The sequence below is a fragment of the Enterobacter sp. R-25 genome (assembly GCF_049913205.1).
Taxonomy (GTDB): Bacteria; Pseudomonadota; Gammaproteobacteria; order Enterobacterales; family Enterobacteriaceae; genus Enterobacter; species Enterobacter ludwigii.
Genome location: NZ_CP183982.1, coordinates 4236567 through 4260428 on the forward strand (window position 1 = coordinate 4236567; position 23862 = coordinate 4260428).

Sequence of the window (23862 nt, forward strand, 5' to 3'; positions counted from 1 at the left end):
AGTCATTAGCCTCGGCCGAGACGCATTTCACGTTCCGGTTCAGTTAAAGATGCCAGGAAAGAATCGCGTTCAAATACGCGAGTCATGTAGCCCTTCAGCTCTTTCGCGCCCGGACCGCTGAACTCTACGCCCAGGGTTGGCAGACGCCACAGCAACGGCGCCAGGTAGCAATCTACCAGGCTGAACTCATCGCTCAGGAAGAATGGTTTCTGACCAAACACAGGGGCAATCGCCAGCAGCTCTTCACGCAGTTGCTTGCGTGCAGCGTCTGCTTCAGAAGAGGAACCGTTGACGATAACGTTCATCAGCGTGTACCAGTCTTTTTCGATACGCTGCATGTACAGGCGGCTTTCACCACGTGCAACAGGGTAAACAGGCATCAGTGGTGGATGCGGGAAACGCTCATCCAGATATTCCATAATGATACGGGATTCCCACAGGGTCAGCTCGCGATCCACCAGCGTCGGTACGCTTTGGCTCGGGTTGAGATCGATCAGATCCTGAGGCGGGTTATCCTTTTCCACATGCTCGATCTCAAAACTGACACCCTTCTCGGCCAGCACGATACGAACCTGATGGCTATAAATGTCAGTAGGACCAGAAAACAGCGTCATTACCGAACGTTTGTTGGCAGCGACAGCCATGAAAACCTCCAGGTATATTCAGAATTTTTACTGCTACCAGCCCAAACAGGGCCAGCCAGATGTTGTATCGCCCATCCCAGAGAAAACACATTGTTCAAGAATCGAACAAAAAACGAGTATTCACCGATATTTGGGCAGAAAATTGGATGATAGTTTACCAGATTTTGATGGCTTTGTGGTGAGGGGATTCTGGAAATGTGGAAAAAGAGAAGATATATGCAGTGATGCTGTGGATAACCTGCACATTATCCATAAAAAAAAACCCGCCGAAGCGGGTTTTTCGCCAATCGTTTCTGCGTAAGCAGAAAAGGATTAACGTTTGGAGAACTGTGGACGACGACGTGCTTTACGCAGACCCACTTTCTTACGTTCAACCTGACGAGCGTCACGAGTAACGAAGCCAGCTTTACGCAGTTCAGAACGCAGGGATTCGTCGTACTCCATCAGAGCGCGGGTGATACCGTGACGGATCGCACCTGCCTGACCGGAGATACCACCACCTTTAACGGTGATGTACAGATCCAGTTTTTCTACCATATCAACCAGTTCCAGCGGCTGGCGAACTACCATGCGGGCAGTTTCACGACCGAAGTACTGTTCCAGAGAACGTTGGTTGATTACGATTTTACCACTGCCCGGTTTGATGAACACGCGAGCTGCGGAACTTTTGCGGCGACCAGTGCCGTAGTATTGATTTTCAGCCATTGCCTATAATCCCGATTAGATGTCAAGAACTTGCGGTTGCTGTGCCGCGTGGTTGTGCTCGTTACCTGCGTAAACTTTCAGTTTACGGAACATAGCACGACCCAGCGGGCCTTTTGGCAGCATGCCTTTAACCGCGATTTCAATCACACGCTCAGGACGGCGAGCAATCATCTCTTCAAAGGTCGCTTCTTTGATACCACCGATGTGGCCAGTGTGATGGTAGTACATTTTGTCTGTACGCTTGTTGCCGGTTACAGCAACTTTATCTGCGTTCAGAACGATGATGTAATCACCCGTATCAACGTGCGGAGTGTATTCCGCTTTATGCTTACCGCGCAGGCGACGAGCCAGTTCAGTAGCCAGACGGCCCAGAGTTTTACCGGTCGCGTCAACAACATACCAGTCGCGCTGTACGGTTTCTGGTTTAGCTGTAAAAGTTTTCATTAAAAGCTTACCCAAATAATAAGTTACACGTTGGTGAACACCCAAACGTTTAGTCAGTTGAGGTTCACACGACAAAGTCCGGCAAACCTACCCCTTCGAATAGCTAATGCCGACACATAGAAAGTTTCGGGAAAAAAACCTTCTCGTAACGTGGGGTCGCAAGATTATAGAGAAGTTGAGGTCAAAGATCGACCCTTAAATGTGATTCGAGGCGGGTTTTTCGGGGGTAAGGTTTTTGCGGTCTGCCGCCCTCACCCCCAGCCCCTCTCCCACAGGGAGAAGGTCGCATTTATGGCATATGCTGAAGCTTAAGATACTCCTCGCTTTGCATCTCCTGCAGGCGCGACAGACAGCGCTGGAACTCAAACTTCAGCCGCTCGCCTTTATACACCTCATATAAAGGTACCTCGGCGCTGACCACAAGCTTCACGTGACGTTCATAGAACTCATCGACCAGCGCAATGAAGCGGCGCGCTTCGCTTTCCATCAGCGGCGTCATGACCGGCACGTTGAGCAGCATCACGGTATGGAACAGGCGCGAGAGCGCGATGTAGTCATGCTGGCTGCGGGCATCCACACAGAGCGTTGCAAAGGAGACGGCCAGGGTTTGATTTTCGACACCCAGGGTTTGCAGCGGGCGATGGTTAATCTCGAGCTCAGGGGCATGAGCCCGTTTTGCCCCCGCCAGCGCCAGCCACAGTTTATCCATCTGCTGCGTGGTCTCATCGTTTAAGGGAGAGAGCCACAGATGCGCCTGAGTTAAGGTACGCAGGCGGTAATCCACCCCGGCATCAACATTCATGATGTCGCAGTGCTGTTTGATGGCATCAATAGCGGGCAGGAAACGCGCGCGCTGCAGGCCATTGCGGTAAAGCTCATCCGGCGGGATATTCGAGGTCGCCACCAGCGTTATCCCGCGCGCGAACAGCGCTTTCATCAGGCCACCCAGCAGCATGGCGTCGGTAATATCGGAGACAAAAAACTCGTCAAAACAGAGTACGTCCGTTTCCGCCTTGAACCTGTCGGCCACAATCTCCAGCGGATCGCTTTTGCCCTGCAGTGCCGTCAGCTCTTCGTGAACCCGCAGCATAAAGCGGTGGAAATGCAGACGCTGCTTACGGGTACCCGGCAGGCTCAGATAAAAGAGGTCCATCAGCCAGGTTTTCCCGCGCCCGACGCCGCCCCACATATACAAACCGCGCACCGGCGCATGAGTCTGTGGCTCTTTTTTTCCGAGCAACCGCCCCAGAGCCGCCTTCAACCCACCGCTCTGTTCACCCTCTGCAGGTTTTGCCGTGAGCTCCTGATAAATCGTATCCAGACGATTCACCGCTTCACGCTGAACGTCATCCGGCTGATGTGTACCCTCATTTAGGGCAAGTTGGTATCGCGATGCAGGGGACAGGTTTTGCATAAACGTATTGTTATTCCTTCAAATAATACTCACCAGCAGACGTGACTGATGAAAAAAAGGCCGTTCTACACTACGCGATGATACGTCAGGATTCCACTTCTGCGGAAATAGCGGTTATAGTGGCAATATCAGGCACAGGCAGGAGCCGAGCCAACACCCTACGGAACAACAAGACAACGGGAGAAGTTCATGACCTGGGAATATGCGCTAATCGGTTTAGTCGTCGGCATCGTCATTGGTGCTGTGGCCATGCGTTTCGGTAATCGCAAATTGCGTCAGCAGCAGTCACTGCAGTACGAACTGGAAAAGAACAAAGCCGAACTGGAAGAGTATCGTGAAGAGCTGGTCAGCCACTTTGCCCGTAGCGCCGAGCTGCTGGACAACATGGCGACCGACTATCGTCAGCTCTATCAACATATGGCAAAAAGCTCCAGCAGCCTGCTGCCAGAAATGACCGCGGAATCCAATCCATTCCGTAACCGTCTGGCCGACTCTGAAGCCGGTAACGATCAGGCCCCTGTTCAGATGCCACGCGACTATTCAGATGGCGCGTCTGGCCTGCTGCGCGGCGGTGCAAAACGCGATTAATCGCACAACCTGAATTTATTTTACGGGCGCTGCTATTGCGCCCGTCCTTTCTTCATGACCCCAGCTATTATTGAGTAAGCACTTCATTGTTCAGCGGTTTAAAATTCAATAACATCAACGTGTTTTAGGGCCGTTTTTCCTTTATTCCAGGTTACGAGAGTCAGCATCGATGAAGAAAAAAAACCAGCTGTTGAGCGCTATAGCGTTAAGTGTCGGGTTATCTCTCTCGGCGTCCTTCCCTGCATCTGCCGCCCTGCCTTCCCAGGTACCCGGCCAGGCGGCAATTCCAAGCCTTGCGCCAATGCTGGAAAAAGTTCTGCCTGCGGTAGTGAGCGTGCAGGTAGAAGGCACGGCATTACAAAATCAACGCGTACCTGAAGAACTGAAAAAATATTTTGGCGATGAGTCGCCCGACCAGCAGGCGCAGCCTTTTGAAGGTCTGGGTTCTGGCGTCATTATTGATGCGGCCAAAGGTTATATTCTGACCAACAATCATGTTATCAGTCAGGCCGATAAAATCAGCGTACAGCTCAACGATGGGCGTGAGTTTGAGGCCAAACTGATTGGCGGCGATGACCAGAGCGACATCGCACTGCTGCAGGTGCAAAACCCGAGCAATCTGACTCAAATTGCCATTGCGGACTCCGATAAACTGCGTGTTGGTGATTTTGCCGTCGCCGTGGGGAATCCGTTTGGTTTAGGGCAAACCGCTACCTCCGGGATAATCTCGGCGCTGGGTCGCAGCGGTCTGAATCTGGAAGGCCTGGAAAACTTTATCCAGACCGACGCCTCAATTAACCGCGGGAACTCCGGCGGGGCATTGCTCAATCTCAACGGCGAGCTGATTGGGATTAACACCGCTATCCTGGCGCCGGGCGGCGGCAGTATCGGCATCGGTTTTGCTATCCCCAGCAATATGGCCAAAACGCTGGCGCAGCAGCTCATTCAGTTCGGTGAGGTCAAACGCGGGCTGTTGGGCATCAAAGGGATGGAGATGAGCGCTGACATCGCGAAAGCGTTCAACATCAATGTGCAGCGCGGTGCGTTTGTCAGTGAAGTGCTGCCAAACTCCGGCTCGGCAAAAGCTGGCGTGAAGTCGGGCGATGTGATTGTCAGCCTGAACGATAAACCGCTGAGCAGCTTTGCGGAACTGCGCTCGCGTATTGCCACCACCGAACCGGGTGCCAAAGTGAAGTTAGGCCTGATTCGTGATGGTAAGCCGCTGGATGTCGAAGTGACGCTTGATAAGAGCACCTCATCCTCTGCCAGCGCGGAGCTTATCGCCCCAGCGCTGCAAGGGGCAACGCTGAGCGATGGGCAGCTGAAAGACGGGACGAAAGGGATTAGCGTCGATACCGTCGAGAAGAGCAGCCCTGCCGCGCAGGCCGGATTGCATCAGGATGATGTGATCATCGGCGTGAACCGCAATCGCGTGCAATCCATCGCAGAACTGCGCAAGGTGCTGGAAAGCAAACCGGCGGTCATTGCCCTGCAGGTTATGCGCGGCAACGAGTCTATCTATATTCTGTTGCGCTAAGCATTTGCGATTCCGGACATCACCGCTGCGTGTGATGTCCGGATAACTCATGTTATGCTGCAAATCGTTCCTTTATTAACGACACGCGCATCATGCTTTTAAAGCTCTTTCGTTCAATTGTCATCGGTTTGATTGTTGCCGGCCTGCTGCTGGTCGTCATGCCGTCTTTACGCCAGTTCAATAAGCTGTCGGCGCCTCAGTTCGACAGTGCGGATGAAACGCCTGCGACCTACAACCAGGCCGTTCGCCGTGCCGCGCCTGCCGTGGTTAACGTTTATAACCGTGGCCTCAATAGCTCAGCCCATAACCAGCTGGAGATCCGCACTCTCGGTTCCGGGGTAATTATGGACGAGCGCGGCTACATCATTACCAACAAACACGTGATTAACGATGCCGACCAGATCATCGTTGCCCTGCAGGATGGCCGCGTGTTTGAGGCCCTGCTGGTGGGCTCGGATAGCCTGACTGACCTGGCTGTTTTGAAGATCAACGCCACGGGCGGTTTACCGGTTATTCCTATCAACCGTAAACGAACCCCTCATATTGGCGACGTCGTGCTGGCTATCGGTAACCCTTATAACCTGGGCCAGACGATCACGCAGGGGATTATCAGCGCCACCGGTCGCATTGGCCTCAACCCGTCGGGACGGCAGAACTTCCTGCAAACCGATGCGTCCATCAACCACGGTAACTCCGGCGGTGCGCTGGTCAACTCGCTGGGCGAACTGATGGGTATCAATACCCTCTCGTTCGATAAGAGCAATGACGGTGAGACGCCGGAAGGGATTGGGTTCGCCATTCCCTTCCAGCTGGCGACCAAGATCATGGATAAGCTGATCCGCGATGGCCGTGTGATCCGCGGTTATATTGGTATTGGCGGTCGTGAAATTGCGCCTATGCATTCGCAGGGCGGCGGTATCGATCAGATTCAGGGCATCGTGGTCAACGAAGTGTCGCCTGGCGGCCCGGCGGCTAACGCGGGAATTCAGGTTAATGATGTCATCGTGTCGGTCAACGGCACACCAGCGGTATCGGCGCTGGAGACCATGGATCAGGTTGCGGAGATCCGTCCTGGCTCTATCATCCCGGTTGAAGTCATGCGTAACGATAAGAAGCTGACGCTGCAGGTGACGATTCAGGAATACCCGGCCACCAACTGACAGGCATAAAAAAACGGAGCGCATTGCTCCGTTTTTTTTGCCGGGCGGCATGACGGCTTACCCGGCCTGTGGGGACATCCGTTTTACTTGTTAACGAACTCTTCGCCCAGAGTGATATCTTTCTTCAGCGTATCCAGCATGCCTTCCATCGCGTTCTGTTCAAACGCGCTCAGCTTGCCAATCGGCTGATGTTCTTCGATACCGTTTTTACCCAGCAGCAGCGGCTGAGAGAAGAAACGAGCGTGTTCGCCATCGCCTTCAACATACGCGCATTCAACAACGCCTTTCTCGCCCTGCAGTGCACGGACCAGTGACAGACCGAAACGTGCCGCCGCCTGGCCCATAGACAGGGTTGCAGAACCGCCACCCGCCTTCGCTTCCACCACTTCGGTGCCCGCGTTCTGGATGCGTTTGGTCAGGTCAGCCACTTCCTGCTCGGTGAAGCTAACACCAGGGATCTGCGACAGCAGAGGCAGAATGGTGACACCAGAGTGACCGCCGATAACCGGCACTTCAACTTCTGAAGGCTGTTTGCCTTTCAGTTCAGCCACAAAGGTGTTGGAACGGATGATGTCCAGCGTGGTTACGCCGAACAGTTTGTTCTTATCGTAAACACCGGCTTTTTTCAGCACTTCTGCCGCGATAGCGACCGTGGTGTTCACCGGGTTAGTGATGATACCAATGCACGCTTTCGGGCAGGTTTCAGCAATCTGCTGCACCAGGTTTTTCACAATACCCGCGTTGACGTTGAACAGGTCTGAACGATCCATGCCTGGCTTACGCGCCACGCCAGCGGAGATCAGCACCACGTCCGCGCCCTGCAGGGCAGGACGAGCATCTTCACCGGAGAAGCCTTTGATTTTCACAGCTGTCGGGATGTGGCTCAGGTCAACCGCCACACCTGGGGTTACCGGAGCAATATCGTACAGGGAGAGTTCTGAGCCTGAAGGCAGTTGGGTTTTCAGTAGTAGGGCAAGCGCCTGGCCGATACCACCAGCAGCGCCGAGGACTGCGACTTTCATCCTAAACTCCTTATTATGGTTAACTTAAGTATCTGTAACTCCGTTGCGGCGACCATAATTCAGCAGGTAATTAATTACAATTTTCGTCACTAAATAATTTGAGGTCGCGCGACTTTATCTCTCACCAGAAGGCTATCTGACGACAGACGACAACGAATTAAGAGGGGGTTACAATACACCCTGCCACGCCACCAAAACAACATCATTTTGATAACATTTAATTTACTTTTAAGCTTATTTGCTTGCCGTGACCCAGGCATGTTTTCTGATAACGAAATCTGATAAAATCACTCCCTTTCATAACATTATTTCAGCCTAACCGCTGGCAGATAATTTGCATAAAAATTCATCCACATGCATAATAATGTTGTTTCTTTCGTCATATTCCGGGTGACTTATGCGAAGCTCGTCTAAGCAAGAAGATTTAGTGAAGGCGTTTAAAGCGCTACTCAAAGAAGAGATATTCAGTTCTCAGGGAGAAATTGTTCAGGCTTTACAGGAACAAGGCTTCGATAACATCAACCAGTCGAAAGTCTCCCGCATGTTAACCAAATTTGGTGCGGTACGTACGCGTAACGCCAAAATGGAGATGGTCTACTGCCTGCCTGCAGAACTTGGCGTGCCAACCACCTCCAGCCCGTTGAAGAATCTGGTTCTCGATATCGATTACAACGATGCCGTTGTTGTGATCCATACCAGCCCGGGTGCTGCACAGTTGATTGCACGTATGCTGGACTCGCTGGGTAAGCCCAAAGGCATCCTTGGGACGATTGCGGGTGACGATACCATCTTCACTACCCCCGCCAATGGCTTCTCAGTGAAAGATCTCTACGAAGCGATTCTGGACCTGTTCGAGCAGGAACTCTGATTACCCTCCCCGTGGCGTCCTGCTGCGGGGATCATTCTGCTTCTGCCGCGTTTACCCCTGTTTTATCCCGCCCTTTACTTTAACAAATAGTGCTTTTTACCGCCCATTAACATTCATTTGGTGAATGATAAATCAAAAAATCGCACAAAAAATCAAAAGCTGATATCCATATGATTTTCTTAGATATACAGCCACACCCTGAACAATAAACGCACAATTTTATGCCATTAGGTTATAAAAAACAGGCTAGTTAATACGTAATAACAACAGAAACAATTAGTCTGGTATTAATTTTTACCGTTATTAGTGTATACTTGATTTTGTGATGAGGGTCACGAAACAAAGACCCCACTAAAAATTCGACGAGGTAAAGAATCATGAAAATCAAAACTACTGTAGCGGCGCTCAGCGTCCTGTCTGTCCTGTCATTCGGTGCTTTCGCCGCTGACGCTATCAATGCCGAGCAGGCACAATCCCGCCAGGCAATCGGTACGGTTTCTGTCGGCGCAATCGGCACGTCTCCAATGGACATGCATGAGATGCTGAACAAAAAAGCGGAAGAACAAGGTGCGTCATCTTATCGCATCATTGAAGCGCGTTCAGGTGACCACTGGCACGCAACCGCTGAGCTGTACAAATAAGTTTTAGTAATAACTGAAGACCAAAATCTCTACTCAACGGCACCAGGCATAAAAATAGCAGTTCAACCCTTCTCGCCGTTGAGCAAAAACCCTATTCAGGAGCAAAAACTATGAAAACCAAATTCATCATCGCAACCCTCGGTCTGGCATCCGTTCTCTCTTTCGGCGCAAGTGCAGCCGTACAGCAAGTGAACGCTGACCAGGCGCAGAATCTGCAGTCTATGGGGAGTGTGTCTGTGACGTCCGTTACCGGCTCTCCAATGGATATCCGTCAGGCACTGGCCGCTAAAGCTGAAAAAGCAGGCGCCAGCAGCTATCGCGTCACCGAGCTGAACCAGGGTGACCACTGGCATGCAACGGCTCAACTGTATAAATAAACCCTCGTCGTATCTCATCATACGACTTGCCCCTGGCTTCTGGTCAGGGGCTTTTTTATGGCTTGATCAATGGCGCGCGTTGAAGCGTAGCTGCCCTTCCAGCTCTTCTTCCGCTTCATCAAACAGCAAAATGAGTGCGCCAAACCGTCTGCGCAACTTTTCAGGCAGATGGATAAACTCAATTTCCAGCGGTAACGGCAGCAGGCTGCCGGTCACCACGTCCCACAGCGTGTCCAGATTGGTGACGCTTTCCCGTTCAAGATCAAACACCCGGATAAATTCACGATAGAAGTCATCCTGACTGTCGATCTCGTCAAAATCAAAGGTATAGGTTTTCATTGCCAGTCACCCAGTCCAGGCGAGCGGCCTTCGCCGCCCTGATTATTATAATCCCCCAATATGCAGGGTTTTGACTTCCAGATACTCTTCCAGCCCCAGCACGGACCCTTCACGCCCAAGGCCAGACTCTTTTACCCCACCAAACGGCCCCAGCTCTGTGGAGACGGCACATTCGTTAATTCCTATCATCCCGCTTTCGATGGCCTGCGACACGCGGAAGACACGTGCCAGATTTTGGGTATAGAAGTAAGCCGCCAGGCCATATGGCGTGTTATTGGCACGCTGGATAACCTCATCTTCCGAGGTAAAACGGAAGCAGGCCGCAACCGGGCCAAACGTCTCTTCTTCAGCCAGTTTCATGCCTTCATGGCAATCGCCCAGGACAGTTGGCATCCAGAAATTCCCGCCAAGCGAATGGGGTTTACCGCCCGCCAGAACGGTCGCGCCACGGGCCACGGCATCTTCAACGTGTTCACGCACCTTATTGACGGCGGAGGATTCGATCAGCGGCCCCACGATGACGCCCTCTTCCAGACCATTCCCGACCTTCAGGGCCTTCACCGCATCGGCAAGCTTATTCACAAATTTGTCGTAGACGGTTTCCTGGATATAGAAACGGTTAACGCTGACGCAGACCTGGCCGGCATTGCGAAATTTATTGGCGATAGCCCCTTTAACGGCAGCCTCGATATCCGCATCTTCAAAGACGATATACGGCGCATTGCCTCCCAGCTCCATCGACACTTTCTTCATGGTTTCTGCGGCGTTACGCACCAGCGTTTTGCCGACGGAAGTCGAGCCGGTAAAGGAGATTTTCCGCACCTCATGGCTCGCCATAATCGCGTCGCTGATCTCATGCGTATTCCCGGCTACGGCGTTGAGTACCCCATCCGGTACGCCGGCCTGTTTTGCCAGCGTAAGCAGCGCGAAGGCGCTGAGAGGTGTGTTATTTGCCGGTTTGATTACCCCGGTACACCCTGCCGCCAGCGCCGGACCTAATTTACGGGTGAGCATGGCCATCGGGAAGTTCCATGGCGTAATCGCCGCAACCACGCCGATGGGCTCGCGGGTCGCCAGGATGCGGGAACCCGGTTTGATCGGTGGAATAATTTCGCCGTTCGCGCGCTTGGCCTCTTCGGCGAACCACTGGATAAAACTCGCGGCGTATTCCACCTCGCCTTCCGCTTCTTTCAGGGGCTTGCCCTGTTCGGTGGTCATTAAACGCCCGAGCCAGCTTTTGTTCTCAATGATCAGTTCGTACCAGCGGTAGAGAATTGCCGAACGCGCTTTCGCGGTTTTGGCGCGCCATGCCGGGAAAGCTTTGGCCGCCGCGGCAATGGCGTCTTCGGTTTCTGCTTTGCCGGCTTTGGCTACTCTGGCGATGACCTCACCGGTAGCCGGGTTCAGCACATCAAACGTCGTGTCCAGCGTTTTCCATATGCCGTTGACCAGATAACCGGTCTGAAAAAGGTGATTATCCTGAAGCGCCTGGGTTGTCATGTGTCCTCCCTTCCTGAATGTAAGAGCATGCTGGAATAAGTATAGCCACAAAAAAACCGACGCTTTTGGCGTCGGCTTTTTTACTTCAGTCAGTTATCCGTAAGGGCGTTCTGATAGCGATGCAGCATAAACACCAGCCGTCCTACCGGCTCTGTCACCTGAGGCGGTGCTTCCCAGACTTTCAGCTTATCCTGGTAGATATCCAGCTCTTCAAGCAGTTGCTTAAAGTAACGACGTCGTTTGTCATCGCTGGAGGCGGAAAGCACGTGGTCGGCCGTCCGACGCAGCTGACGGTGGAAAGCCGACAGATCGTCATTGATGGGCACGGGGGCATTACGTAAACGCTGGTGCGCGATAATCATGGTCAAGGCCAGACGGAACTTGGCGATGTCACCCGGGAACTTGTTCAGCAGTAAAAACAGCTGCTGATAGAGCGCCGGCAGGTGGTTCTCTTTGCGACGCGCGGTATTGGTGGTCATGGACGACACGGCAGCCGAGACAAACTGATTCAACAGCACGCGGCCCGTCCGTGCCTGAGAGTTATCCCGCACCAGCAGAATGACCATCATCGCCAGGAAACAACCCACCAGCTGACCTAAGGCGCTGTCTAAGAACTGGCTGAAATGGAAGGTCATCGGGTTATCCAGCACAATGATGTTAATCGTACTGGCCAGGGCACCCAATGAACCCAGCCGACGTTTTTGTACTTCGATTCCGATAAAGAACGCCATCACCGCAAGGCTAATACAGAGCAGTAACATGCTCTGCTGGGTCGAGGGAATGATCACCAGAAAATAGAACGCGCCAATCGGCAGTGCAGCAATTGTGCCGAACAGGAAATCAATGGCCACCATGCGCGGATTCGGAAGACGCATCGCCAGCGCGGTAACGACGGCGATCATCACCATCGCGCCGCTGCCGGAGGTCCAGCCGGTCCACAGCCAGAACAGCGTGCCGAGCATACAGGCAAGCGTTGTACGCCAGAAGTTAACCATTGCGTGATGGCGTTCGGCGGATTCTGCCTTGATCACCACTTCACCCTGCAGCACCTCTTCTTCTACCGCGCTGATTTTGGTGTTACTGATCACACCGCGTTTCAGCAACAGGTAGCGCGTCGCGGCCCCGACCCAGGTATAGATCGTCACTGGCGTATCACGATCCCCGGTCCAGGCAATGACCCGGCGCATGCGTTTAAGCTGTTTGTGTACGTCCTGCACGGTTTCCACCGGCTCCGCAAACAGCTCGCGGAAGGTATCGGTTACCGCGTCCGGGCGGGTGTTTTGGATCAAATAGGTTTCACACGCCTGGGTAATCAGCGTTAAGGAGACGGTGTTGATGGCTTTAAGGCGGCGGTTGGCACGGGCCCAGCGCGAAGACTCCATGTTCAGATTGCTGCGCATCCCTTCCAGCGCCGTGGTGCGGCGCACCAGAGCGCTCCAGGCTTTATCCACCTCTTCGCTGTCACCATGCTTAATACAGAGCTGCATCAACTGATACTGGGCAACAATCAGCGCATCCAGTTCACGATCCACTTCCTGCTTAATGGAGCGAGGAGAGAAAAGCAGGTCAGCGACAATGGCACTGACAATACCGATGACAATCTCACTGCAGCGTTCCACGGCAAACTGTGGGGCAAGCAGCGGTTCGCTTTGAATGGTGATGATAATAATCAGCGCGGTATAACCGGCCAGCCCCCAGGCGTAGGAGTTCTCCACTTTCACCAGCGACGAGAGCCAGGTACAGAAGCCCGCCCAGATACAGCACACCATCAGCATCAGCAGCGGCGTGCGGATCATCAATATGATGATGGTCAGTGCGGCGAAACAGCCAATAAATGTCCCAATGATGCGCAGCATCCCACGGTAGCGGATCGCTCCGGAGTAAGGTTCCCCGCCCGCAGCAAAGGCAGGCCCTGCCGCGACAATCGCCGCCGTCAGTACGGCCCAGCGGGGGGTTTCCAGCTGAAAGTGGAAGCCGACAAACAGCGCCAGCACAATGGCACACGCCAGCTTAACGGCGAAGCGAATGTGCTGGCTGGCGATGGAAAAGATACCCATAACGATTAACCAAACTCGCGCAGGCGATGGGCAATTTTACGGAAGATGGAGTCCTGGCTGGCGTCACGGTCTTTTTCACCGGTGATCACCACCGTCGCTGTGGTCCCGGCAGGCCACAGATTGCCCTGCTGTTCATCCAGGTGGATACGCACCGGCACACGCTGGGCCAGACGTACCCATTCCAGGTTGGAATCCACCGTCGCCATCCCTTTAGTATCGTTAGAGCTGCTGGAGTTAGTGACCCCCGCGGCTACGCTGTCGACGGTGCCTTTCAGCACTCGGTTGCTGCCAAGCGGCGTAATTTCAGCCCGGAATCCCGGACGCACGCCTTCCAGTTTGGTCTCTTCCATATAGGCGAGCACGTAGAAGGAGTTCTGTTTAACCAGCGCCACGGCGGTTGAGCCGCGGGTGATAAACTCCCCGGTATAAACATTCAGGTTGGTGATCCAACCATCGGCTGGTGCGCGGATCACGGTGCGTTCAAGATCGAGCCGGGCAAGATCGCGTGTCGCTTGCGCTTTGGCCAGCTGATGCAGCACGGTTTGCAGGACGTTATTGGACTGGTCAATCTCTTCGCGGGACATCGCCTGAACACCCAGTTGGTTACGGCGACCTGCCTCACGACGTTTCTCGGAAGCCAGCGCCTGATAATAGGCCACATCCGCTTCGGCTTCTTCTAACGCTTTCTGATAACGCGGCTGGTCGATGGTGAACAGTACCTGATCTTTTTTCACCAGCTGGTTATCGTGGACATTGACCGCAGTGATGAGACCCGCCACGTCGGGGGCGATTGCCACGACATCGGCGCTAAAGCGTGCATCACGCGTCCACGGTGATTCGGTGTAGTAGACCCAGGCGCGGAAAATAGCGATGAACGCGAGGATAACGAGCGCCATGGTGATGGCAGTGCGGGAGATTTTTCTTGTTAGCGTTTTCACATCAACCTCAGACAAACATGCGCGATATCAGGTAAAACAGGCAGCAATACAGCGCGGTATTGAACAATGCAGGATGCCAGACAAAATCGTAGATCCCGGTGGGGACCAGCACCTTGCGCACCAGCCAGAAAATCGCCAGTGATAAAAGAAGCTCGAAAAATATCGGTGGGAACGACAAACCGAACACCACGATAACGGGAAACAGACTCATGTTGACCTTGATTAGAGAGAGTGCAGGCTTCAGACTTTTTTAGCGCACGCCACCGCAGGAGAGCAAGAAACGCCGGGCGAGAATGGCGCAGCCGTTATGTAATTAATAATATATTAACGTAACTGTTATGCTGTTATCTATAATATGTGATCTAAATCACTTTTAAGTCAGAGTTAACAATGGAACGTCTAAAACGGATGTCGGTCTTTGCCAAAGTGGTTGAACTTGGCTCTTTTACCGCCGCTGCACGTCAGCTTCAGATGAGCGTCTCTTCCATCAGCCAGACCGTGTCCAAACTGGAAGATGAGCTGCAGGTCAAGCTACTCAACCGCAGCACCCGCAGCATTGGGCTGACGGAAGCGGGTAAGATTTACTATCAGGGTTGTCGCCGCATGCTGCTCGAAGTGCAGGATGTGCACGAACAACTTTACGCCTTCAACAACACGCCTATCGGTACGCTGCGCATCGGTTGTTCTTCAACTATGGCACAAAATGTTCTCGCCGCCATGACCGCTGACATGCTGAAAGAGTACCCGGGATTAACCGTCAATCTGGTCACGGGCATTCCCGCTCCGGACCTGATTGCCGACGGGCTGGACGTGGTGATCCGCGTGGGGGCATTACAGGACTCCAGCCTCTTCTCCCGTCGGCTGGGCAGTATGCCAATGGTGGTCTGCGCCTCGAAAAGCTATCTGGCTCAGTACGGGGTGCCGGAGAAACCCGCCGATCTCACCAACCACTCCTGGCTGGAGTACAGCGTTCGCCCCGACAATGAATTTGAGCTGATTGCCCCGGAAGGGATTTCCACCAGACTGCTGCCGGAAGGACGGTTCGTCACCAACGATCCGATGACTATTTCGCGCTGGCTGGTGGCCGGTGCCGGGATCGCGTATGTGCCGTTAATGTGGGTAATCAACGAGATCAACAGCGGTGTACTGGAGATCCTCTTCCCGCGCTATCAGTCCGATCCGCGTCCGGTGTACGCGCTGTACACCGAGAAAGACAAACTGCCGCTCAAGGTTCAGGTATGCATAAACTATCTGACCGAGTATTTTGTGGACGTGGCGGAGTTGTTTCAGGGAATGCGCGAAAGACGAAAGGAATAACCTTTAATTTCCCAAAAGTATATTCGTGATGAATATTCCAGGATGATACAGACCGTCATTCAGGAATATTCCTTCGCCCCTGCCAGGAATAGCGAATTGACACTGCCGCCATCTGCGCCTTACCTTATAAACAGTCTGACAGTCAGGCTGTTATTAATTTGTTACCGATATGAATAATAAAATGTATTTCTCAGGATGACGTTAAACAAGGAAAAGAAATGAATATATTTGAACAAACACCGCCTTCACGCAGGCGCTATGGACTCGCCGCGTTCATTGGTTTGATTGCAGGGATTGTCTCCGCCTTCGTAAAATGGGGAGCAGAGGTGCCGCTTCCGCCGCGAAGCCCTACCGATTTATTCACCAGCGCATGCGGACCGGAGCAATTAATAAGAGCCGCAGGTCAGATTGATTGTTCCCGCAATTTTTTAAATCCTCCTTATGTATTTTTACGCGACTGGCTGGGCATTGCTGACCCTAACGCCGCGGTTTATACCTTTGCCGGACATATATTTAACGCGGTCGGCGTAACACATATTATTTTCTCTATCGTCTTTGCTGTAGGGTATTGTGTAGTTGCTGAAGTCTTCCCAAAAATTAAACTCTGGCAAGGTTTACTGGCGGGTGCGTTAGCGCAGCTTTTTGTTCACATGATCTCCTTCCCGCTGATGGGGCTGACACCCCCGCTGTTCGAACTGCCCTGGTACGAACACGTCTCAGAGATCGTGGGGCATTTGATCTGGTTCTGGTCGATTGAAATCATTCGTCGTGACCTACGCAACCGCATCACGCACGAGCCCGACCCGGAGATCCCGCTGGGTAACGCACGTTAAAAAAAATGGCGCGACTGTAAAAGTCGCGCCATTTTTTCAGATTGGTTCAGGTCAGGCGGTGCCGCCCACCGTCAGGTTATCCACTTTCAGCGTTGGCTGACCGACGCCAACCGGCAGGCTCTGGCCCTCTTTACCGCAAACACCAACGCCGTTATCCAGTTTCAGATCGTTACCGACCATGGAGATCTGCTGCATGGCTTCAATACCGGAGCCAATCAGGGTCGCCCCTTTCACCGCTTTGGTCACTTTGCCTTTCTCAATCAGATACGCTTCTGAAGTGGAGAAGACGAACTTACCGGAGGTGATATCTACCTGACCGCCACCAAAGTTTGGCGCGAAGATGCCGTAATCAACGGACTCGATGATCTCCTGCGGTGTGGATTTACCCGGCAACATGTAGGTGTTCGTCATACGCGGCATCGGCAGATGCGCGTAGGATTCACGACGGCCGTTGCCCGTTGGCGCAACGCCCATCAGACGCGCGTTGAGTTTGTCCTGCATGTAGCCTTTCAGTACGCCATTTTCGATCAGCACGTTGTACTGCCCGGGCGTACCTTCATCGTCGATTGAAATCGAGCCACGGCGATCCTGCATCGTGCCGTCATCAACCACAGTACAGAGTTCAGATGAGACGCGTTGTCCCATCTGGCCGCTGAATACGGAGGTGCCGCGACGGTTAAAATCGCCTTCCAGGCCGTGGCCCACCGCTTCGTGCAGCAGCACACCAGGCCAGCCTGCACCGAGTACCACCGGCAATGTACCGGCGGGTGCCGCCACGGCAGACAGGTTCACCAGCGCCATGCGCACGGCCTCTTTTGCCCATACGTCAGCGCGTGCTTCACCGTCAACATCGCCCAGGAACCAGTCATAGCCAAAACGACCGCCGCCACCGCTTGAACCGCGCTCACGCTTACCGTCGTCTTCAACCTGCACGCTGACAGAAAGACGTACCAGCGGACGCACATCCGCTGCCAGCGTGCCGTCTGTCGCCGCGACCAGGATCAGTTCATAGACACCGCTCAGGCTGGCAGAGACTTCCTGCACGCGTTTATCCGCAGCGCGTGCGACTTTATCCACGCGGCGCAGGATATCCAGTTTCTCTTCACGGCTCATGCTCTGCAGGGGATCGATACTGGTATAGAGTGCAGAGTGCTGCACTTCACCCAGCGTCTTCACGCGACCGTCACCGGTTTCGCGCACGATAGTCCGCGCGGCCAGCGCGCTCTGCTCCAGTGCGGCCAGGCTAATCTGGTCGGCATAAGCAAAACCGGTTTTCTCGCCGCTGACGGCACGTACACCGACACCCTGGTCAATGTTATAAGAGCCATCTTTAATGATGCTGTCTTCTAAAACCCAGGATTCGTGATAGCTCGACTGGAAATAGAGATCGCCGTAGTCGAGACGGCGTTCGGTCAGTTGACCAAGAATGGAGAACAGGTCCTGATGGCTCAGGCCGTTCGCTGCGAGCAAATGTTCACTTACCAGGTTCAGACTCATCGTATTGCTACTCGTTCGTTGCCGCCCGTGGCGGTATATAAATCGTATTTATTGAGAGTGAGGCAATTACCTGCCCACGTCAAATCATTGCTGTGCATCTTTGCGCGGCTGGCGCAGCACTTCATTAATCTGCGGTTTATCCACCGGCCCGGTGATGCGATAGCGCAGAATAGAAACTTTGCTCCACAGCGGCCCCAGCACTTTACTGGCGGCAAACACCGCCGCACCGACAATCGGGTTCACCACAAAAGCCGCCGCCACGCCGACGGTGGCTGAAATTTCAGGTGCCACTACCGCTTCCATATCCAGTTCGCGGCGCACGAGGTTGACCGAGCCTTTCATCGCAATATCCGCTTCCAGGCCGTCCACCAGCGTATCGTCGGTATGCAGCACCCCGTCTTTGATCCATGCCGTACTGCGGATGGAGTCGTAATAGAAACCTTCGCTGAAGGTATCGCTAAAGTCGAAACGCAGCTTACGCAGCAGGGCATCAAAGCTCAACAGACGCAGTATCTGGCCCGCATGCCCGGTACTCACATCGGCAATTTCACCCTTGCCAAAGCGGGTTTTCAGAATGCCGTTCAGCGAGGCTTCATCCGGCGTCCACGGTGCCGCACGCCAGTGGAGATCGTAATTCACGTCAAATGATGAACCCCGCAGCGGCGTGCTGATGCCAAAGAAGTTAGCCACGGAATCCAGTTTATTGCCCTTGATGTCGCCCTTCAAAGAGGTTCGCTGCTCGCCCGGGTTATTAACCCACTCCCCGGCGGCCCGCAGACGGCCAAAGCCGGTGTCGATAAGTCCGCCCGCAAGGCTCAGCGTATTCCCCTTAATGGCGAAATCGCCGTCAATACGGCCATACTTTTGACCCCAAAGCCAGCACTCAGCACAGCGTAGCTGGAGATCGGGCCAGCCGCTGAAGTCGATACGGGTTGGGTTATTCAACGGCGCCGTATTTGACGGACGATCTTTTCCGCTCGCGGTGGCCGGGTTGTAGTAAAGATAGCGAATCGCCGCCTGCCACGGCGCATTGTCGCGCATGGTCAGCGTGCCATTGATCTCGCGGCCCTGGGCTTCGACTTTTGACCCATTCGCCGTTGGCTGCGAAACAATGCTCAGGTTATTCCACTGCTGTCCACCCAGCATCAGCGACGGCGTACGAACAGTAATGCTCTGCGGGAACTGGGCAGCCTCATCAACGTTTTGGCCCACGCCCTTCTGGAACAGGGCCAGCCACTCGGCCCCGTCCATTGGCGGCAGATTAAGCTCAATGCCGGTGTGATCGGGCAGCGGCGGCGTGGTGCGGCTGTCCGTCGTCCAGATGGCTCTGTCGAGCGTGAGCTTACGGTTAAGCAGCCAGCGGCTGTTGAAATGGTTTTTCTCACCCGCACTGCCGGTCAGCGCGAAGCTGTTAAGATTGCCATCGACGTTAACCTTTATTGGCAGGGGTTGACCGGACGATTTATCCAGCGGTGCAGGCAACTGGCTCTGAATGTTTTTCAGATCGCCGGTGATATCAACTTTATAGCGCGCACCGGCGTGATAAGGCAGTTCAATTGCCACCTTGCCATTCCAGGAGACTGCACCGTTAACCGACTCCTCAATCGGCTTTGGCAGAACATCCATGCGCGATGGCTGCCAGTTGCCGTCCAGGTTGACGGCTACCTGATAAGCTTTCTCGCCCTCGGTGGTCGAGAAATCAATATTCACAGGCTGATTAAACCAGCTGGCCGTGAGCGGCTCGCTCTTCAGATTACCGTTCTCAAAGCTAAACTGCCCGCTGAGGTTCTTCAGGGTGCTTTCAAGCGGCTTAATATACAGACTGTTGTTATTGAGACGGACGTCGCCTTTGGCGGTGGTCATTTCACCGTCGAGCGGGATATCAAGATGTAAGCGAGCACTCACATCGCCATCCAGCTGCAGCTGCTGAAGGGTCGCCGCCAGCGACTCTTTCAGCGGCGTGTCTTCAAAATAGGGGCCGACCGCTTTCCCGGGGCCGTTAATGTCGGCATCAATCAAAAGCTTCTCTTTTGAGTAATCCGGAATGTTTGCCGTCAGGTTACTGGCCGTTACGCCGCCCAGCGCCACGTTGTCTGCCTTCATCCATAATCCGTCATTGATAAAATTAAGTTCAATGTCGAGATTTTTCAGCGCAGGCCAGCCCGGCTGGAAGGCAAAGGTGGCGTTGTGCAGCGGCACCAGCACCTGGAATTGACCTTCATTGTGCTTGTACGGGAAAAGATGCGGATTACCGCCGTAGACCAGGGTGGCATTATCCGCCTGGCCGCCCTGGATCGCGCCGCTCAGATAGTCCACCAGCGCTTTGCCCATCAGGTTCTCGGGGAAGTAGCGCCAGGCCTGAGAACCGTCGTTAGTGCTGATCCCGGCCAGAATACCCAGCCACGGCTCTTCATCTTCAGGCTGCAGATAGCGGAAATCGCCACGCGCATGCACCGCTTTGGCTTTCACATCGATATGGCGCCCATCCAGCTGGAAGCCTTTATCGTTACGCAGCCAGTTGAGCACCGCATTGCCTTGTTCAATTTCCAGCGGCGCACGGAAGACCGTTTCGTAAGGCATTCTGGCGTCATGCATATCGACCGTTAGCCTGCCGTTCTCAACGCTCCCTTCCAGCTTACCGCTGAAGTTTTCCGCGCCCGGTAACATCTTCCACTGCTTCCAGGCCAGACCTTTCCATGCGGCCTGAAAACGGGTCTTTTCCGTGGCCTGAAGCGGGATATCCAGCGCCAGCGAATCTATCTTTCCGCTTGGCTGCGTTGCCAGCCAGATCTCACCCAGGTCCGGAGAAAGCTTGGCGGCCATCGAGCGCAGACCTTCTATTGCGGCCAGATCAAGGTTGCTGGCGCGAATACGCAGCTCGTCACTGCGTTTGCTGGTCGCCCCACCGACATCCTGTTCCGGCATCCAGGCCAGCGTCAGAGCACCGCGCGGCCAGGGTTTGTTATCCATGGTGATGCGTGTGTCCGGAATGGCAAACTGCCAGCCCTCTTTCTCTTTCGTCACGTGCGCGGTGAGGTTATCGACAGAAAGTTGATGCTGCTGTTTTTCGCCCTTCCAGCTTGCGCCCCCCTGCTTAAGCCAGATATCGCCGCTGGCAAATTCCCCTTTCGTCAGGGTCATCCAGCCTTCAAGGCTAAAACGGGCGGTTTCCAGCTGCATATTTTGCTGTAACCAGTCGCCGAGCCACGGCTTAACATCCACGTCGTCGGCCTGCAGCCATACCTTGCCGTTATTTAACAAACCGTCGTCGTCGCGCAGATCCATACGAACCTGCATCACGCCGTGCTGGCCGTTCAGACTGGAGAGATTCACCTGTCCTTCCGCGCGATGGCGTTCTTTGCCGTTAAGCCAGGTCAGCTGTGGGATCGCCAGTTCAGCGCGCTGCCCGGAGAGGGTAATAAAGCTCACTTCACTGTCGCGCAGATCGAAATGATCAAACTGACGCAGGAAGAGATCGCTGAAGCGGTTGGTTTCAAGGCTCTGATTGCTATCGCCGCCGGACAGCGGGGTATTGGTCAGAAACTGAAGCTGATAAAAGGTGAGATCGCGGAACTGCCAGCGAAAATGGAGCAGGCTTTGCCAGACATCCAGCGCCAGGGTGACGCGTTTGATTTTCAGATAGCCGCCATCTTTCAGGCTGGCATTGATATCCCGGACATCAAGCGTCGGGCCAAAATTCTGCCAGCTGGCGCTTATCTGGCTCACGTCCACCGGGACACCGGTGGTGGATTCGATTTTTGCCAGCAGCTGCGGACGCCAGCTGTCCAGATGCGGTAAAACGAGGCGCAGCCCGCTCACGAGCAACGCGACAATCACGACCAGCGTTGCCCCTGTAAGCAATAAAATCCCCGGCAATCGCCTCACTCATCTCTCCTTGTCAGCTTTGGTCACGCGGCGTACCGCGTCTTACATCATCACGACGTCAAACTGCTCCTGGTTATAGAGCGGTTCGATTTGAACTTTTACCTGTTTACCGACAAAGATTTCCACTTCCGCCAGCGCGTGCGACTCTTCGCCTTTCAGCGCTTCAGCCACCGCAGGGGAAGCATAGACCAGAAAACGATCGGAGTCGTAGGCATGATGAACGCGAACGATTTCACGCATGATCTCGTAGCAGACGGTCTCAACCGTCTTTACTGTGCCACGTCCGTGGCAGGTTGGGCATTCATTGCACAGCACGTGCTCCACGCTTTCGCGGGTACGCTTACGCGTCATTTCCACCAGCCCCAGCTGTGAGAAGCCGTTGATGCTGGTTTTCACGCGATCTTTACTCAGCGCCTGCTCCAGCGAGTGCAGCACACGACGGCGATGGTCTTCATTACTCATATCGATAAAGTCGATGATGATAATGCCACCCAGATTGCGCAGGCGAAGCTGGCGGGCGATGGCCTGCGTGGCTTCGATGTTGGTATTAAAGATGGTGTCATCCAGGTTGCGATGGCCGACAAACGCGCCGGTGTTGATATCCACAGTCGTCATCGCTTCGGTCTGATCGATGATCAGATAGCCGCCGGACTTCAGTTCAACCTTGCGTTCCAGCGCTCGCTGGATCTCATTTTCGACGTCATAGAGATCGAAGATAGGCTGACGCCCCGTGTAATGCTCCAGCAGGCCAGGCATTTCGGGAATGTATTCGGCGGTAAATTCCAGCAGTGCTTCATAGGTCAGGCGGGAATCCACGCGAATTCTGTCGAGCTGTGCATCGGCAAAATCACGCAGGACGCGCTGAGCCAGCGCCAGTTCGCCGTAAAGCTGGTAGCGGGTCTGGTTGCGTTTTTTACGCTCCATGACTTTGGTCCAGACGCGCTTGAGGTAGGCCGCATCAGACGCCAGATCGTCTTCACTGATCCCTTCTGCGGCGGTACGGATGATAAACCCGCCCTGTTCATCGCAGTAAGCGCTGACCACTTTTTTAAGACGCTCGCGCTCGCTTTCGCTCTCAATGCGCTGCGAAACGCCCACGTGCGACGCGCCAGGCATAAAGACCAGATAACGGGAAGGCAAGGTAATGTCGGTCGTCAGACGGGCGCCTTTCGTGCCCAGCGGATCTTTGACGACCTGCACCATTAGATCCTGGCCCTGACGCACCAGTTCGGAGATATCGCGCACGGCAAACTGCTTTTGCTCTTCGCCCGCGACGCACTCGGTATGCGGCATAATGTCGGAGGCATGTAAAAATGCCGCCTTATCCAGTCCAATATCTACAAAAGCCGCCTGCATACCCGGTAGTACACGACTGACACGACCTTTGTAGATATTGCCTACTATTCCGCGCCGCGCTTCACGCTCAATATGAATTTCCTGAAGAATGCCACCATCAATATAGGCCACACGGGTTTCCGATGGGGTTACGTTTACCAACAATTCAGCCGTCATAATTATCCCTTCCCTCACGCAGTGAGTTAAAATTGCTCAGCAACTCATACGTTTCCACCAGCGGTAAGCCGACTACGGCGTGATAGCTGCCATTAATCTTCCTGACAAAACAGCCACCCAGCCCCTGAATACCGTATGCACCTGCCTTATCCATCGGTTCACCGCTGGTGATATAAGCGGCGATCTCGTCGTCGGTAAGCACTCTGAATGTCACGTCCGTCACCACCAGGCAATCCAGCACGTGCTGGCTGTCCGCCAGCGCGACGGCGGTCATTACCTGATGTGTTTGTCCGGACATTTTGCGCAGCATGCGCGCCGCATGTTCAGCGTCGTGCGGTTTCTCAAGCACTTCACCGTTAAGAATAACGATGGTATCTGCCCCCAGCACCGGCAAGTCACGCGGCGTTTGCGCCACGCCTGCCTGCGCTTTCTCACGCGCCAGTCGAGAAACGTACTGCTGGGCACTTTCGCCTTCAGCGCGTTTCTCTTCGATGCCCGTAACAATGCGTTCAAAGGAGACACCCAGCTGAGTGAGCAACTCCTGACGACGCGGAGAACCAGAAGCAAGATATAGAGACGTCATA

General features: G+C 54.0%; 23 protein-coding genes. 9 read left to right on the forward strand and 14 right to left on the reverse strand.

Going from position 1 to position 23862, the window contains the following annotated elements; all coding sequences use genetic code 11:
- Positions 1 to 5: 5 nt before the first annotated feature.
- Complete coding sequence (gene sspA, locus ACN9MQ_RS20190) at positions 6 to 644, reverse strand: stringent starvation protein SspA (RefSeq protein WP_014071978.1); 639 nt, start codon at positions 642 to 644, stop codon at positions 6 to 8.
- On the opposite strand from sspA, the gene ACN9MQ_RS20195 reads away from it, so the two are divergent.
- On the forward strand, positions 643 to 945 hold the full coding sequence (locus tag ACN9MQ_RS20195) for a hypothetical protein (protein WP_136342246.1): 303 nt from the start codon (positions 643 to 645) through the stop codon (positions 943 to 945). The genes sspA and ACN9MQ_RS20195 overlap by 2 nt on opposite strands.
- An 11-nt stretch (positions 946 to 956) precedes the next feature.
- Here the strand turns inward: ACN9MQ_RS20195 and rpsI are convergent, their stop codons facing one another.
- From rpsI to zapE, 3 genes are all read right to left on the reverse strand, one after another.
- On the reverse strand, positions 957 to 1349 hold the full coding sequence (gene rpsI, locus ACN9MQ_RS20200; RefSeq protein WP_003860436.1) for a 30S ribosomal protein S9: 393 nt from the start codon (positions 1347 to 1349) through the stop codon (positions 957 to 959).
- Between the two features lie 15 nt (positions 1350 to 1364).
- A complete protein-coding gene (gene rplM / locus ACN9MQ_RS20205; protein WP_003860434.1) occupies positions 1365 to 1793 on the reverse strand; it encodes a 50S ribosomal protein L13 in 429 nt (142 codons plus the stop codon).
- A 289-nt stretch (positions 1794 to 2082) separates the two neighbouring features.
- Positions 2083 to 3207 (reverse strand): cell division protein ZapE, encoded by a 1125-nt coding sequence (gene zapE / locus ACN9MQ_RS20210; RefSeq protein ID WP_040018734.1) that lies wholly within the window; start codon positions 3205 to 3207, stop codon positions 2083 to 2085.
- 189 nt (positions 3208 to 3396) lie between these two features.
- Here zapE and zapG point away from each other — a divergent pair, with 189 nt between their 5' ends.
- The 3 genes from zapG to degS all read left to right on the forward strand — a co-directional run bounded on the left by zapG (position 3397) and on the right by degS (position 6492).
- Positions 3397 to 3795, forward strand: a complete 399-nt coding sequence (zapG, locus tag ACN9MQ_RS20215; protein WP_014171843.1) for a Z-ring associated protein ZapG — start codon at positions 3397 to 3399, stop codon at positions 3793 to 3795.
- A 169-nt stretch (positions 3796 to 3964) separates the two neighbouring features.
- On the forward strand, positions 3965 to 5332 hold the full coding sequence (degQ, locus tag ACN9MQ_RS20220) for a serine endoprotease DegQ (protein WP_014171844.1): 1368 nt from the start codon (positions 3965 to 3967) through the stop codon (positions 5330 to 5332).
- Between the two features lie 92 nt (positions 5333 to 5424).
- Positions 5425 to 6492 carry an outer membrane-stress sensor serine endopeptidase DegS gene (gene degS, locus ACN9MQ_RS20225; RefSeq protein ID WP_020883511.1) on the forward strand — a complete coding sequence of 356 codons (1068 nt, stop codon included), beginning with the start codon at positions 5425 to 5427 and terminating at the stop codon, positions 6490 to 6492.
- A gap of 83 nt (positions 6493 to 6575) precedes the next feature.
- Here degS and mdh read toward each other — a convergent pair whose 3' ends face one another.
- Positions 6576 to 7514 (reverse strand): malate dehydrogenase, encoded by a 939-nt coding sequence (mdh, locus tag ACN9MQ_RS20230; RefSeq protein ID WP_014171846.1) that lies wholly within the window; start codon positions 7512 to 7514, stop codon positions 6576 to 6578.
- 397 nt (positions 7515 to 7911) lie between these two features.
- Here mdh and argR point away from each other — a divergent pair, with 397 nt between their 5' ends.
- The 3 genes from argR to yhcN (ACN9MQ_RS20245) all read left to right on the forward strand — a co-directional run bounded on the left by argR (position 7912) and on the right by yhcN (ACN9MQ_RS20245) (position 9400).
- The gene (argR, locus tag ACN9MQ_RS20235) at positions 7912 to 8382 is read left to right on the forward strand and encodes a transcriptional regulator ArgR (protein ID WP_014171847.1); all 471 of its coding nucleotides are present in this window, start codon (positions 7912 to 7914) and stop codon (positions 8380 to 8382) included.
- Between the two features lie 377 nt (positions 8383 to 8759).
- Positions 8760 to 9023 (forward strand): peroxide/acid stress response protein YhcN, encoded by a 264-nt coding sequence (gene yhcN / locus ACN9MQ_RS20240; RefSeq protein WP_014171848.1) that lies wholly within the window; start codon positions 8760 to 8762, stop codon positions 9021 to 9023.
- 110 nt (positions 9024 to 9133) lie between these two features.
- Positions 9134 to 9400, forward strand: a complete 267-nt coding sequence (yhcN, locus tag ACN9MQ_RS20245) for a peroxide/acid stress response protein YhcN (RefSeq protein WP_014171849.1) — start codon at positions 9134 to 9136, stop codon at positions 9398 to 9400.
- A gap of 66 nt (positions 9401 to 9466) precedes the next feature.
- Here yhcN (ACN9MQ_RS20245) and ACN9MQ_RS20250 read toward each other — a convergent pair whose 3' ends face one another.
- From ACN9MQ_RS20250 to aaeX, 5 genes are all read right to left on the reverse strand, one after another.
- Complete coding sequence (locus ACN9MQ_RS20250; RefSeq protein ID WP_014171850.1) at positions 9467 to 9739, reverse strand: barstar family protein; 273 nt, start codon at positions 9737 to 9739, stop codon at positions 9467 to 9469.
- A 45-nt stretch (positions 9740 to 9784) separates the two neighbouring features.
- Complete coding sequence (locus ACN9MQ_RS20255; RefSeq protein ID WP_426021131.1) at positions 9785 to 11239, reverse strand: NAD-dependent succinate-semialdehyde dehydrogenase; 1455 nt, start codon at positions 11237 to 11239, stop codon at positions 9785 to 9787.
- A gap of 89 nt (positions 11240 to 11328) precedes the next feature.
- Positions 11329 to 13296, reverse strand: coding sequence for a p-hydroxybenzoic acid efflux pump subunit AaeB (gene aaeB, locus ACN9MQ_RS20260; protein WP_426021130.1), 1968 nt, complete (start codon positions 13294 to 13296; stop codon positions 11329 to 11331).
- Positions 13297 to 13301: 5 nt separating this feature from the next.
- Positions 13302 to 14234 carry a p-hydroxybenzoic acid efflux pump subunit AaeA gene (aaeA, locus tag ACN9MQ_RS20265; RefSeq protein ID WP_059305675.1) on the reverse strand — a complete coding sequence of 311 codons (933 nt, stop codon included), beginning with the start codon at positions 14232 to 14234 and terminating at the stop codon, positions 13302 to 13304.
- A gap of 7 nt (positions 14235 to 14241) precedes the next feature.
- Positions 14242 to 14445 carry a p-hydroxybenzoic acid efflux pump operon protein AaeX gene (gene aaeX / locus ACN9MQ_RS20270; protein WP_003860416.1) on the reverse strand — a complete coding sequence of 68 codons (204 nt, stop codon included), beginning with the start codon at positions 14443 to 14445 and terminating at the stop codon, positions 14242 to 14244.
- A gap of 179 nt (positions 14446 to 14624) precedes the next feature.
- Here aaeX and aaeR point away from each other — a divergent pair, with 179 nt between their 5' ends.
- Both aaeR and ACN9MQ_RS20280 read left to right on the forward strand, forming a co-directional pair.
- Complete coding sequence (gene aaeR, locus ACN9MQ_RS20275; protein WP_014171854.1) at positions 14625 to 15551, forward strand: HTH-type transcriptional activator AaeR; 927 nt, start codon at positions 14625 to 14627, stop codon at positions 15549 to 15551.
- 218 nt (positions 15552 to 15769) lie between these two features.
- Entirely contained in the window at positions 15770 to 16384 is a 615-nt protein-coding gene (locus ACN9MQ_RS20280) for a YagU family protein (protein ID WP_020883508.1), read from the forward strand.
- A 51-nt stretch (positions 16385 to 16435) separates the two neighbouring features.
- Here the strand turns inward: ACN9MQ_RS20280 and tldD are convergent, their stop codons facing one another.
- From tldD to ACN9MQ_RS20300, 4 genes are all read right to left on the reverse strand, one after another.
- Positions 16436 to 17881 carry a metalloprotease TldD gene (gene tldD / locus ACN9MQ_RS20285; protein WP_426021129.1) on the reverse strand — a complete coding sequence of 482 codons (1446 nt, stop codon included), beginning with the start codon at positions 17879 to 17881 and terminating at the stop codon, positions 16436 to 16438.
- An 84-nt stretch (positions 17882 to 17965) separates the two neighbouring features.
- Positions 17966 to 21766, reverse strand: a complete 3801-nt coding sequence (gene yhdP, locus ACN9MQ_RS20290) for an AsmA2 domain-containing protein YhdP (RefSeq protein WP_426021128.1) — start codon at positions 21764 to 21766, stop codon at positions 17966 to 17968.
- A gap of 42 nt (positions 21767 to 21808) precedes the next feature.
- Positions 21809 to 23278 (reverse strand): ribonuclease G, encoded by a 1470-nt coding sequence (rng, locus tag ACN9MQ_RS20295; RefSeq protein WP_014885432.1) that lies wholly within the window; start codon positions 23276 to 23278, stop codon positions 21809 to 21811.
- Positions 23268 to 23861: a Maf family protein gene (locus tag ACN9MQ_RS20300; RefSeq protein WP_014171859.1), complete on the reverse strand. Its 594-nt coding sequence runs from the start codon at positions 23859 to 23861 to the stop codon at positions 23268 to 23270. The genes rng and ACN9MQ_RS20300 overlap by 11 nt, the downstream gene beginning before the upstream one ends.
- Position 23862 lies beyond the last annotated feature (1 nt).

Coding starts and splice junctions, on each gene's coding strand:
- rplM (WP_003860434.1), bottom strand. CDS start 1,793: ATGAAAACTTTTACAGCTAAACCAGAAACCGTACAGCGCGACTGGTAT.
- sspA (WP_014071978.1), bottom strand. CDS start 644: ATGGCTGTCGCTGCCAACAAACGTTCGGTAATGACGCTGTTTTCTGGT.
- ACN9MQ_RS20280 (WP_020883508.1), top strand. CDS start 15,770: ATGAATATATTTGAACAAACACCGCCTTCACGCAGGCGCTATGGACTC.
- argR (WP_014171847.1), top strand. CDS start 7,912: ATGCGAAGCTCGTCTAAGCAAGAAGATTTAGTGAAGGCGTTTAAAGCG.
- aaeX (WP_003860416.1), bottom strand. CDS start 14,445: ATGAGTCTGTTTCCCGTTATCGTGGTGTTCGGTTTGTCGTTCCCACCG.
- aaeR (WP_014171854.1), top strand. CDS start 14,625: ATGGAACGTCTAAAACGGATGTCGGTCTTTGCCAAAGTGGTTGAACTT.
- tldD (WP_426021129.1), bottom strand. CDS start 17,881: ATGAGTCTGAACCTGGTAAGTGAACATTTGCTCGCAGCGAACGGCCTG.
- zapE (WP_040018734.1), bottom strand. CDS start 3,207: ATGCAAAACCTGTCCCCTGCATCGCGATACCAACTTGCCCTAAATGAG.
- ACN9MQ_RS20250 (WP_014171850.1), bottom strand. CDS start 9,739: ATGAAAACCTATACCTTTGATTTTGACGAGATCGACAGTCAGGATGAC.
- mdh (WP_014171846.1), bottom strand. CDS start 7,514: ATGAAAGTCGCAGTCCTCGGCGCTGCTGGTGGTATCGGCCAGGCGCTT.
- ACN9MQ_RS20300 (WP_014171859.1), bottom strand. CDS start 23,861: ATGACGTCTCTATATCTTGCTTCTGGTTCTCCGCGTCGTCAGGAGTTG.
- ACN9MQ_RS20255 (WP_426021131.1), bottom strand. CDS start 11,239: ATGACAACCCAGGCGCTTCAGGATAATCACCTTTTTCAGACCGGTTAT.
- degS (WP_020883511.1), top strand. CDS start 5,425: ATGCTTTTAAAGCTCTTTCGTTCAATTGTCATCGGTTTGATTGTTGCC.
- rng (WP_014885432.1), bottom strand. CDS start 23,278: ATGACGGCTGAATTGTTGGTAAACGTAACCCCATCGGAAACCCGTGTG.
- ACN9MQ_RS20195 (WP_136342246.1), top strand. CDS start 643: ATGAAAACCTCCAGGTATATTCAGAATTTTTACTGCTACCAGCCCAAA.
- yhcN (WP_014171849.1), top strand. CDS start 9,134: ATGAAAACCAAATTCATCATCGCAACCCTCGGTCTGGCATCCGTTCTC.
- degQ (WP_014171844.1), top strand. CDS start 3,965: ATGAAGAAAAAAAACCAGCTGTTGAGCGCTATAGCGTTAAGTGTCGGG.
- zapG (WP_014171843.1), top strand. CDS start 3,397: ATGACCTGGGAATATGCGCTAATCGGTTTAGTCGTCGGCATCGTCATT.
- aaeB (WP_426021130.1), bottom strand. CDS start 13,296: ATGGGTATCTTTTCCATCGCCAGCCAGCACATTCGCTTCGCCGTTAAG.
- yhcN (WP_014171848.1), top strand. CDS start 8,760: ATGAAAATCAAAACTACTGTAGCGGCGCTCAGCGTCCTGTCTGTCCTG.
- rpsI (WP_003860436.1), bottom strand. CDS start 1,349: ATGGCTGAAAATCAATACTACGGCACTGGTCGCCGCAAAAGTTCCGCA.